Here is a 10,768-nt window from a genome sequence, read left to right as displayed (position 1 = left end):
ACCACCGGGCCCCGCGAAACTCATGCTGGACGTCGCAGCGTCGAGCGAGCAGGGCGGTGACCCAGGGGCACCTCGGGTGCATCAGCAGCCTGGCGGCTACCGACACAAGGATGGTGCACCAGTGAGCTGGGTCAGCAGCACTACGACCAGCTCCTCCTGCGGGTCCACCCAGAAGACCGTGCTGGCCGCCCCTCCCCAGCCGTACTCGCCGCGGCCAGTGGGTGCGCCGTACCGGACCGGGTCGAGGACAACCGCGAACCCGAGGCCGAAGCCCACTCCTTTCAACGGGGTCTCGGCGTAGAGCGGGCGGCCGAACGCGGCCAGGTCTGCCCCACCCGGAAGGTGGTTGCTGGTCATGTGGGCCAGCGTGCGGGGCCCGAGCAGGCGCACGCCGTCGAGCTCCCCTCCCCGCCGCAGCATCTCTGCGAACCGGAGGTAGTCGCCGATGGTGGAGACCAGGCCGCCGCCGCCGGACGGGGCGAGGGGTGGCTGGTGCACCTGTGCACCGAGGAGGTCGTCGGGCGCGGGCCCGTCCGGCCCGGCCACGTACAGGCGGGCGAGCCGGTCGAGGCCGTCGGCGGGCACGTGGAAGCCGGTGTCGGCCATGCCGAGCGGGCCGAAGACGCGCTCTTGCAGGAACGTCGGGAACGGCATCCCGGACACGGTCTCCACGAGCCTGCCGAGCACGTCGGTGCCGAGGGAGTAGTTCCACTCCGTTCCGGGCTCGAAGAGCAGGGGCTGCTCGCCGAGCCGGTCACAGGCCTGCTCCAGCGTGGTGTCGGCCGGCAGCCCCAGACCGAACCCGGCTGCCCGGTAGCGGGCGTCGACCGGGTGCACGCGGTGGAAGCCGTAAGTGAGGCCCGAGGTGTGGGTCATCAGGTTACGGACGCGCACCGGGCGCGTCGCGGGGACCGTGACCGGTGCCGACTCGTTGCCGCCGACGTACACGCGCTGGTTCGAGAAGGCGGGCAGGTGGTCGCCGACCGGGTCGTCGAGCCCGAACGCGCCCTCCTCGTAGAGCAGCATCGCTGCGACCGAGGTGATCGGTTTGGTCATCGAGTAGATGCGGAACAACGTGTCGGCCTCGACCGGCAGATCGTGCTCGGTATCCCGTCGACCGTAGCAGCTCAGGTGGGCCAGCATGCCCAGCCGGGCGACGGCGAGCTGGTAACCGGGCATCCGCCCGTCGTCCACGCGGGTCCGCAGGAAGCGGTCGAGCCGGGAGAGGCGGCCTGCGTCGAGGCCGACCTCCCCCGGCTCGACCTCCGGGAGCGGACCGCTCACGCCCGGGTGAGCTCGTCGCGCACGATCCGGGCGCCCGCCACCAGCGACTGGATCTTGCGTTTGGCCACGATGTGCTTGACTCCGGTCAGGGTGCAGTCGGTGTGCACCATGACGCGCTCGGCCGGGACGACGTCGAGCACCCGGCGGATCCCGGCAGCGACCTGTTCCGGGGTCTCGGCCACCAGGCTCTTGCCGTTGACGACACCGACGCCGAAGTCCATGTGGTCGGGGATCGAGGAGATCGCGTCGATGTCGGTCTGGTGGAACCCGTGGCTGGCCATCTCGTACTGGATCTGGTTGCAGTTGAGGTCCCACAGCCAGGGGAACAGCTTCGCCCCGCACAGCTCGGTGACGCCGGGCTGACCCTCCTGCTGGCCGTAGCAGATGTGGATGATCTTGTAGGCGTCGACGCCCTCGAACGCGGTGTTGATCGCCTCCACGACCCAGTCCGCGGGGTCGAAGAACGTGAGGACCTCGGCGAACTGGACGATCTCGACCCCGCGGCTGACCATGTCGCGCAGCTCGGCGTTCAGGGCGCGGGCCAAGTCCTGCGAGAGGGCCTTGATGTCGCCGTAGTGCTTGTCGGTGATCAGCGCCGACATGGTCGCGGGCCCGACGGCGGCCTGGATCTTGACCGGCTTGTCCGTCTGCTCCACCGCCGCCTCGACGATCGGCTTGAAGATGGGACGTTCCCAGCTGATCGGGCCCACGCAGGTCGGCTTGTACACCGGGACGTTCTCGAAGTGCCCCGCGCTGAGCGGGTCGCCGTAGGGGCGCAGTCCTTCGAGTCGGTCCATGTAGAAGTGGAAGATCTCGCCCTGCTCGTAGTCGCTGTCGCTCTCGTAGTGCTGGCACCCGTCGGTGACGACGTCCAGGCCCGCGTCGGTCATGTCCTTGATCGCGAGGGCGACCGCGTTGCGGTAGTTGGATCGCATCTCGAAGCTCGGGAACTCCGGGGAATGCACACCGCTGAGGGGGAACACCTTCCCGCGCAGGAACATCGGGCGGGGGTAGGAGCCCACGATCGTGGTCGGGAGGAGAACGTCCTCACCGCGGATCTGCACCATTGGTCATCCTTTCGGGAAAGACGGACGAGTCGTCCTGGAAGAAGTGTCGGGCGGGGACCGGTTCGGGTCTGCGCTCGCGCAGGACGGAAGCAGGCGCCGCGTTCGTCCCTCTGAGCTGTCGAATCCGTTAGCCGAGTCGCGCGGCGAACTCGGCGACGATCTCCCCGAGGGTCTCGCCGCAGTCCTCGGGCATGTTGTGCCCGCCGTCGGGCAGCCGGACGTGGGTGAGGTCGGCCGCGCCCGGCGCCAGCTGCTGGAACATGGCGTCCGCCGCGCCCGCGATGGGGTCGTGCTCCCCGTACACGGTCAGGAACGGCATCGCCGAGCCGCTGAGCACCGCACGGGAGTCGCGGACCGCCTGGGCGGACGGGTCGTCGGGGGTCACCGGGATCAGGGCGGGGAAGGCACGGGCCCCTGCCTTGTACGACTCGTCCGGGTAGGGCGCGTCGTAGGCGGCCACGACCTCGGCAGGCAGTGGTGCCCGGCACGCCCTCGCCACGATCGGGCCGACCTCGAACACGTCCGTCGTGGCGGCGAACTCCTGCCACGACCGCAGCGCCTCGTTGGCCGGCATGTCCCCGGTGGGGTACCCGTGGTTGCACGCCACGTAGCCGGCGGCCAGCCCCTCCACCGCGGTGACGGCGCGCAGGCCGACCAGCCCACCCCAGTCGTGGCCGAGCAGCACGGCGTCCCGCACGTCCAGACCGGTCAGGAAGTCGACGAGCCAGCGGACGTGCCGCTCGTAGGTGTAGTCGGCGACGTAGGACGGTTTGTCGGAACGCCCGAAGCCGACCAGATCGGGGACGATCACCCGCAGGCCGGCCTTGACCAGCGGGGCGACGGTGTGGCGGAACATGAACGCCCACGTCGGTTCCCCGTGCAGGAGCACGACGGGGCGTCCGGACGGGTTGCCCTCGTCGAGGTGGTGCATCCGCAGCGGGCCCAGCTGCGGATCCTCGATCGTCAGGTACCTGGGTTCGAAGTCGAACTCCGGCAGGCCCGCGAAACGCTCGTCCGGGGTACGCAGCACGGCCATCGATCAAGCTCCTCACGTCCCGCGGAAGAACAGCGCGGACGGACGCTATGAGGCCGCCCCGCTTCGGCGATAGCTCGGACGGGGACGAATCCCGGCTTGCGAGCCGTCCCCGGCGGCGCATTCGGCCGGTGCTGGTCCGGCGGGGCGAAAAAGCCGACGGACGTGATCCTCCGCGGACCTATTCGCCGGCCCGGCCCCGCGGCCAGGCTGTGCCGACACTCGACGGTGGAGGTCTCCGAGAGGCACGCGGATCTCGGCGCCGCGGCCCGCTGGGAGCGCGGTTCGTCGGGGTACGGCCCCGCCCGGTCGGCAGGTGTTCCGCACCCGCCCGACCGAAGTCACAACGATGTGAGAGGAGCAGTGCCATGGGTCGTTTCGACGGCAAGGTCGTCCTGGTCACCGGTGGAGCGCGCGGTCAGGGCCGCTCGCACGCGCTGGAGTTCGCCAAGGAGGGCGCCGACATCGTCGTCGCCGACATCGCCAAGCAGGTCGAGACGGTGCCCTATGCGATGGCGACCGACGAGGACCTGTGCGAGACGGTGAAGCTCGTCGAGGCGCTCGACCAGCGATGTGTCGCGGTCACGGCCGACTTCCGTGACACCGACGGGGCGACCGCAGCGGTGTCCGCCGCCGTCGAGCAGTTCGGCAAGCTGGACATCCTGCTGGTCAACCACGGCCTGCTGTCGCTGTCGTCGGTCATGGAGATGAGCGACCAGGTCTGGGACGACGTCATCGGCTCCGACCTCACCGGCGTGTTCAGGCCGTACGTGGGGCGCTGCCGCAGATGGTGGAGCAGAACCACGGCCGGATCGTGGTGACCGCCTCCATGGCAGGGCGGGTGGGGCTGCCGACGGTCGCGCACTACTGCGCGGCGAAGTGGGGCGTGATCGGCCTGGTGAAGTCGGTCGCGCGGGAGGTCGCGGCCAACAACGTCACGGTGAACGCGGTGTGCCCCACCAACGTCAACACCGACATGATCCACAACCCGGACTTCTACGCGCTCTTCGCCCCGGGCATCGAGAACCCGAGCCGCGAACAGGTCATCCCGGGGTTCCAGTCGCTCAACGCGATCCCGGTCCCGTGGATCGAGCCCATCGACATCTCCAACGCGATGATGTTCCTGGCCTCCGACGAGGCTCGTTACATCACCGGGGAGGCCCTGCACGTGAGTGCGGGCTGGAACGCGTTCAACGCGGCCTGAGCGACGAGGATGACGGGCACCGCACCCGAACCCGGCATCGACACCGCGCCCGCCGACCCGCTGCGCGACGACCCCGCCACGGTCTACGCGGGTGTCGCGGGCGAGGTCGTCGGGCGCGAGGAGCAGTTGCGCGCGATGCTCGCGGTGCTCGTCGCCGGTCGGAACCTGTTGCTCGAGGGCCCGCCGGGCACGGGTAAGTCGACCGCGCTGCGGGCGATCGCCCGCCACTGCGGCGTTCCGCTGTCGATGGTCGAGGGCAACGCGGAGATGACGCCGCAGAAGATGCTGGGCCATCACGACCCGGCCGCGGTGCTGCAGCACGGGTACCGGGCCGAGGACTTCGTCCCGGGGCCGCTGCCCGCGGCGATGGATGCCGGTGGCCTGCTCTACGTCGAGGAGTTCAACCGGCTGCCCGAGGACACGCTCAACACCCTGCTGACGGCGATGTCAGAGGGTGAGCTGACGGTGCCGCGGTTCGGGCTGGTGACCGCGAAGCCGGGATTCCGGGTCATCGCGGCCATGAACCCCTACGACAACATCGGCACGACGAGGGTGAGCGTCTCGGTGTATGACCGCCTCTGCCGCCTGTCGGTCGGCTACCAGTCGGAGGCGGAGGAGATCGAGATCGTGCTGCGGCGCACGGCCGCGGAGAAGGAGCTCGCCCGGACGGCGGTGCGGCTCGTGCGTCTCACCCGGACGCATCCGCAACTGCGGTCGGGATGCTCGGTGCGCGGCGCGATCGACCTCGTACTCCTGGTCCGTGCCCTGCGCGAGCTGGGCGGTCGGCCCGCGGACGGGGACGACATGCGTGCGGCGGCCCGGCTGGCGCTGTCCAGCAAGATCGTCGTGGACGAGGCGTTCGGTCTGACGGCGGAGGACATCATCGACAGCGTTCTCGACGAGGTGGTCGGTGCGCCGGCCGACGCGGGGCCGCAGCCGTGACGGCTGCGCCCGACCCCGGAACAGGCCGATCGCGTGGCGGGCCGGTGGTCGGCCGGGAACAGGACGCCGCCGTGCTGCGGGCGGCGCTCCGGGCCGGCCGCCACGTCCTCCTCGAGGGCCCGGCCGGTGCCGGCAAGACGCTGCTGCTGCGCCATGTCTGCCGGGACCGGCGGGTCGTCGAGGTGAACGCGACCACGGTCTTCTCGGCGGGCGGCCTCGTGGGACGGACGGACCCGGGGCGGGCGCTGGTGTCGGCGACATCCGCGCATCGGCCTGCCCGTGCCGGCGCGCGACCATTCCTCCCGGGGGCGCTCGTCGAGGCGATGCGGGCCGGGGCGGTCCTCGTCCTGGACGAGGCGAACCGCCTCGCTCCCGATGCGTTCGCCGTTCTCGTGCCGGCGATGTCCGAGGGCGAGCTCACGGTGCCGGGGCTCGGCCAGGTGGCGGCCGCGGCGGGATTCCGCGTCGTGGCCGTCGCGAACCCGCAGGACCGGATCGGAACCGGAGCGATTCCCGCGGCCTTCCTGGACGGGCGGTGCGGATCCTGATCGGGCATCCCGGCGACGCCGACGCGCGGCGGATCGTCGCCGCGCAGATACCGGGCGCGGCGCGCCAGCTGGTCGCGCGGGCCGTCGCGGTGGTGCGCGCCAGCAGGCGGCATCCCGAGGTCGCCATCGGGTCCTCGATCCGGGGGGCGATCGACCTGTGCGCGGTGGCGGGCGCGCTCGCCGCTCTCGCCGGGGCCCACCCCGGCCGGACCCGCGGTACGGGCGTCGTCGGAGGACGACCAGCGGCGGGCCGCGCGCCTGGCGCTCTCCTCCCGCCTGCATCTGGCCGCGTACGCCGGTCGCCCGGTCGAGGCCGTGATCGACGAGCTGTGGGACGACGTGCTGCTCGGTGAGCACCGGGCCCGGCCCGGCATCGGGCACCGGTTGCCGCCCAGCGTGCTCACCACGGGGGAGGAGGCGACCGGCCCGGTCCCACCGCCGACCGTCCCGGACGCCCCGGCGGACGCAGGCGGCTCCACGGCCCCGGCCGACCCGGCGATGCCGGACGCCGGTGGTGCGTCGGCGGGTTCGACCGGTACGGGGGGCGCGGGCGCCGCGCCGGGAGGCGGTCGGGGCGAGGAGCAGGCCCCCGAGATGGTGCTGCGCGAGACCGAGGCGGCCCTCGCGGCGTTCGTCGCGGAGTCGGCCGCCCCGGACGAGGTCGCGGCGCTCGGCGCCGCCCCGGGTCCGCAGGAGGTCCGCCGGCTCGTCGAGGCCGCGAGCCGCGTCGTCGTGCGCAAGCTCGCCGGAGCCCGCACCGTCCGCGCCGCCGGGTCGCGGATGGCCGCCGTGCGCTACAACTTCCGCTCCGACGACCTCGATCTCGACCGCACGGTCGAGGAGCTCGTGGCGAACCCGATTCCGAGCTGGTCCGACATCTGGGTCCGCGACCGGGTCCCGCGCCGCCGGGGAGTGGTGCTGATCCTCGACGTGAGCGGCTCGATGCGAGGTGAGCCGCTCCTGCACGCCGCCACGGCCGCAGGAGCGGCGACCCTCGCCCTCACCGGTTCGGACGATCTCACGGTCGTCGCGTTCTGGCGCAGCTCCGCGGTCCTGCTCGCTCCCGGTGAGCCGTCAGGCGCGCTGCCCGTGGTGAGCCGGGTACTGGCGCTGCGTCCGTGGGGTCTCACCGACATCGCCGGTGGCCTCACCCGCGCCGCCCAGCTGCTGGACCGGATGCCGACCCCGCAGCGGCAGGCACTCGTGATGACCGACGGGCGGGCCAACGCCGGGCCCGATCCGGTCGGCGTCGCGGCGCGGTTCGCCCGGCTGGACGTGCTCGCGACCGACGGCTCGCCCGCGACCCTGCAGCGCTGCCGGGCACTGGCCTCGGCCGGCCACGGCACCTGCCGCTCCTACGACGGCCTCGACGAGCTGCCGCTGCGCCTGTCCGAGCTGCTCAGCGGCTGACCGGTGGGCCCCGCCCGGCGCGGCGCGGGCCCCACCGGGGGTTCACGCCACGTTCGCGGCGTTCCAGCCGGCCGCCACGTGAATGGACTCGCCGGTGATGTAGCGGGCGTCCTCCGAGGCGAGGAACAGCATGACGTTGGAGACGTCCTGCATCTCCAGCCAGGGGATCGGGATGGCGTTGACCGAGACGAAGGCGTCGAGCACGTCCTCCTTCTTCGGCTTGTCCGGGTGGGGTGCGAACGCGCCGTACATGTGCTCGTTCTGGATCATCGCCGTGTCCACGTTGGTCGGGCAGACGGCGTTGACGGTGATCCCGTGCGGTGCGAGCTCCAACGCGGCGGTCTTCATCAACCCGATGCAGCCCCACTTCGCCGCGCAGTAGTGCGCCAACCCGGGAACGGCGGTGCGGCCGACGATCGACGAGGTCACGATGATCCGTCCCGAGCCGTGCTCGACCATCGTCGGGATCACCGCGCGCATCGACTTGAACACCCCGGTGAGGTCCGTGGCGATCATGTCGTCCCACTCGGGGTCGGTGATGTCGGCGAACGAGGCGTGACCGACGATCCCGGCGTTGGCCAGCAGGATGTCGACGGTGCCGAGCTCGGCGACCGCCCGCTCCACCACGCCTGCCATCGCCGCGCTGTCCGCGACGTCGGCCTGGACGGCCACGCAGCGCCGGTCGAGTGCCTCCACCAGCTTCACCGTCTCGGCGAGGTCGTCGGGTCCCGACATCGGGTAGTGGACGCTGGGCGTCTGGGCCGCGATGTCGCACACCACGATGTCGGCGCCCTCCCGGGCGAAGGTGAGTGCGTGGTTGCGGCCCTGGCTACGGGCACCCCCGGTGATCAGGGCGACCTTGCCCTCCAGCTTTCCGGCCATGGTTCCTCCACGTGCGTCGTCGGACGGAACGGGACCGACCCACGATGGCGGAGGGCGGGGACCGGGGGCACCGTCCGGGGAGGGCGAGCGCTGGGCGTTGCGACGTCTCCCGGAGAGGGCGCGGAGTGTGTCAGAGTGAGTCACGTCGGCGCAGGTCCGGGCCGACACCATACGTGGGGGGGCATCGAACCGGACGTATGGCAGGGACAGGCCGATGGCGGTCGGAGGCACGGACAGGGACGGGGTTCTCGCGCGCGCGTGGCACCTGCTCGACACGGGAGGTGACCTCCCGTCCGAGCTGCCCTCGACGATCCGCTACTCGTGGATGCGCAGCCGGCTCGCCCATGTGCCCCGCGACCGGATCGACGTCCCGTTCACGGAGGCGGCAGGCGCAGGCGACCGGCTGCGGCTGGCCGCGGAACCCGTCCTCGGCAGGTTCGCCGAGCAGCTGGGCGGCACCCAGGTCGCCATCGTGCTCGCCGACCGGGAGGCGCGGGTCATCGGGCGGTGGGCAGGGGAGACCAGCCCCCTGCGGCGGCTCGCGAAGGCCTCGATCGAGGAAGGGTCCGTGCTCGCGGAGGAGTACGCGGGCACGAACGGCGTCGGAACGGCGCTGGAGACGCTCACCCCGGTGGCGATCCGCGGCGCGGAGCACTACACCGAACCGCTGCAGCGGTTCGTCTGCGTCGGGGTGCCGATCCGCCATCCGCTGACCCGCCGGGTCGAGGGCGTGCTGAACCTGTCGTGCCCGGTGGGCGACGGCAACGGGCTGCTGCTTCCCACGGTGCTCGACCTGGGCAGGCAGATCGAGCACGAGCTGACGAGCCGGTCGTCGCTGCACGACCAGGTGGTGTTCGAGGAGTTCCTCGCCCGCAGCAGGCTGACCTCGGCAGCGCTCGTCGCCCTGGGCGGCCAGTTCATGCTCACCAACTTCTCTGCGGCGAGCCTGCTGCAACCCAGCGACCAGGCTCTTCTGTGGCAGCAGGCGGCCGAGTCGTTCAGCGAGGAGACCACGGTCACCCGGATCTTCCGCCTCGGCACCGGGGAGGAGACCCACGCCCGCTGCACGCCCGTGCGGATCGCGAACCGGGTGGTCGGCGCGCTGATCGAGGTGGACAACGAGGCCGCGCCGCGCCGGCGACGTGCGCACCTCACTGCGGTGGTCTCGCCGTTCCGCAGCGGGGCGTGGGTCGAGCTGGAACGCGCACTGGCCTCGTTCGCCCTCGGTCCTGGCGACCGGCTTCGGCTGCTCGGCGAGCAGGGCAGCGGCAAGGCCACCCTCGCCGAGCGCATTCACCACCGGCTCGTCACCGAGGCAGGCCGGCCGGCCCCGGATCTCACCGTGCTGCGCTGCGAGGCCCCGGACCTCGACGCGGACACTTGGGCAGCGGTCGAACGTCGGCTGGGCGACCCGAACGGCACCCTCGTGGTGTGCGGGATCGACCGGCTGACGGCCGACGCCGCCGGTCGGCTCCTCGAACTGCTGGACGGCGCGCCCGACCCGCCGCTGTTCGTCACGACCTGCGCGCGCGGCGCCGACGCGGACTACCGGGTGCTCGACCACGGGTTCGGCCACCAGGTCCTGCGGGTGCCCCCGCTGCGGGAGCGCCGCGACGACCTCCCCGACCTCGTCTACGAGACGATCCGGCTGCACTGCCATCCCGTCCGGCGGGTGACCCACCAGGCGATGGCCGCACTGATCTCCTATCACTGGCCGGGGAACCTCCGCCAGCTCGTCGCCACGATCGCGGAGGCCACCGCCGTGAGCGGCGTCGATCTGGATCTGCCGCACCTCCCCGAGAGCATCCGCGCGTGCGGCCTGGGCCGCCGCAGGCTGACCCGCATGGAGGAGATCGAGCGGGAGGCCATCACCCAGTCGTTGCGCGAGAACAGCGGCAACAAGAACCGGACGGCGGCGAGCCTGGGTGTTGACCGCCTCCGAGGATGACGACCTGGCGCGCGATTCCCGCCATTGACGGTGACGACGGACGACTCGCCTCCGCGGCGTTCGTCGGCGCCGCCACCGTGACGATCAACAGGCCCGTCCCAGCATCGGGCACGCCGGCTCCTCGCCCAAGGTCGTCATCGTGGCGTGCCGAGCCCACCTGACCAACGCTGTCGGCGCGGCGCACCGTCGGGGGCGTGGCCCACACCAGCTGACCCCTGGCGGCTGCGGGCCTGGTAGACCACGCTCGTGCGCCGTGCCCCCACCCCGACTCGATGATCGGCATCGCCGACCCCGGCCAGGCCGAGACCGACCTCGCCGGCGGGACGCTGACCTGCCCGTCGTGCACCGGCCCGCTGCAGCCCTGGGGGGCACGCCCGGGCCCGCACCGTGCGCGACCACGGCACGACCACAGTGGCCCTACGACCGCGGCGGGCCCGCTGCCGCACCTGC

Annotated in this window: 8 protein-coding genes and 1 pseudogene; 5 read left to right on the top strand and 4 right to left on the bottom strand. The window is 72.1% G+C overall.

All coding sequences use genetic code 11. The annotated features are described in order from the left end of the window. Positions 1-96: 96 nt before the first annotated feature. From KME75_RS35810 to KME75_RS35800, 3 genes are all read right to left on the bottom strand, one after another. Positions 97-1,284 (bottom strand): serine hydrolase domain-containing protein, encoded by a 1,188-nt coding sequence (locus KME75_RS35810; RefSeq protein ID WP_219419379.1) that lies wholly within the window; start codon positions 1,282-1,284, stop codon positions 97-99. Further along, the gene (locus KME75_RS35805; protein WP_219419378.1) at positions 1,281-2,351 is read right to left on the bottom strand and encodes a hypothetical protein; all 1,071 of its coding nucleotides are present in this window, start codon (positions 2,349-2,351) and stop codon (positions 1,281-1,283) included. The genes KME75_RS35810 and KME75_RS35805 overlap by 4 nt, the downstream gene beginning before the upstream one ends. 127 nt (positions 2,352-2,478) lie before the next feature. Then, entirely contained in the window at positions 2,479-3,387 is a 909-nt protein-coding gene (locus KME75_RS35800; RefSeq protein WP_219419377.1) for a haloalkane dehalogenase, read from the bottom strand. A 47-nt stretch (positions 3,388-3,434) separates the two neighbouring features. Between KME75_RS35800 and KME75_RS35795 the strand changes: the two are divergent. The 4 genes and pseudogenes from KME75_RS35795 to KME75_RS46380 all read left to right on the top strand — a co-directional run bounded on the left by KME75_RS35795 (position 3,435) and on the right by KME75_RS46380 (position 7,488). Next, a pseudogene (locus KME75_RS35795) lies at positions 3,435-4,588 on the top strand (mycofactocin-coupled SDR family oxidoreductase). Between the two features lie 9 nt (positions 4,589-4,597). Then, complete coding sequence (locus KME75_RS35790; protein ID WP_219419376.1) at positions 4,598-5,530, top strand: AAA family ATPase; 933 nt, start codon at positions 4,598-4,600, stop codon at positions 5,528-5,530. A gap of 44 nt (positions 5,531-5,574) precedes the next feature. Continuing rightward, positions 5,575-6,078, top strand: coding sequence for an AAA family ATPase (locus tag KME75_RS35785; protein WP_219419375.1), 504 nt, complete (start codon positions 5,575-5,577; stop codon positions 6,076-6,078). A 315-nt stretch (positions 6,079-6,393) separates the two neighbouring features. Further along, positions 6,394-7,488: a vWA domain-containing protein gene (locus tag KME75_RS46380; protein ID WP_219419374.1), complete on the top strand. Its 1,095-nt coding sequence runs from the start codon at positions 6,394-6,396 to the stop codon at positions 7,486-7,488. Positions 7,489-7,530: 42 nt separating this feature from the next. Here the strand turns inward: KME75_RS46380 and KME75_RS35775 are convergent, their stop codons facing one another. Beyond that, positions 7,531-8,370: a mycofactocin-coupled SDR family oxidoreductase gene (locus tag KME75_RS35775; protein ID WP_219419373.1), complete on the bottom strand. Its 840-nt coding sequence runs from the start codon at positions 8,368-8,370 to the stop codon at positions 7,531-7,533. Between the two features lie 214 nt (positions 8,371-8,584). Here KME75_RS35775 and KME75_RS35770 point away from each other — a divergent pair, with 214 nt between their 5' ends. Beyond that, positions 8,585-10,318, top strand: coding sequence for a sigma-54-dependent Fis family transcriptional regulator (locus KME75_RS35770; protein WP_219419372.1), 1,734 nt, complete (start codon positions 8,585-8,587; stop codon positions 10,316-10,318). Positions 10,319-10,768 lie beyond the last annotated feature (450 nt).

This window comes from Pseudonocardia nigra (assembly GCF_019396355.1).
GTDB classification, from domain to species: Bacteria; Actinomycetota; Actinomycetes; order Mycobacteriales; family Pseudonocardiaceae; genus Pseudonocardia; species Pseudonocardia nigra.
The sequence above is the reverse complement of the archived record's forward strand: the minus strand, read 5'-3'. Positions and strand labels throughout refer to the sequence as shown.

Excerpts from the sequence above, each read along its gene's own strand:
- KME75_RS35805 (WP_219419378.1), bottom strand. The coding sequence starts at position 2,351 with ATGGTGCAGATCCGCGGTGAGGACGTTCTCCTCCCGACCACGATCGTG.
- KME75_RS35800 (WP_219419377.1), bottom strand. The coding sequence starts at position 3,387 with ATGGCCGTGCTGCGTACCCCGGACGAGCGTTTCGCGGGCCTGCCGGAG.
- KME75_RS35790 (WP_219419376.1), top strand. The coding sequence starts at position 4,598 with ATGACGGGCACCGCACCCGAACCCGGCATCGACACCGCGCCCGCCGAC.
- KME75_RS35775 (WP_219419373.1), bottom strand. The coding sequence starts at position 8,370 with ATGGCCGGAAAGCTGGAGGGCAAGGTCGCCCTGATCACCGGGGGTGCC.
- KME75_RS35770 (WP_219419372.1), top strand. The coding sequence starts at position 8,585 with ATGGCGGTCGGAGGCACGGACAGGGACGGGGTTCTCGCGCGCGCGTGG.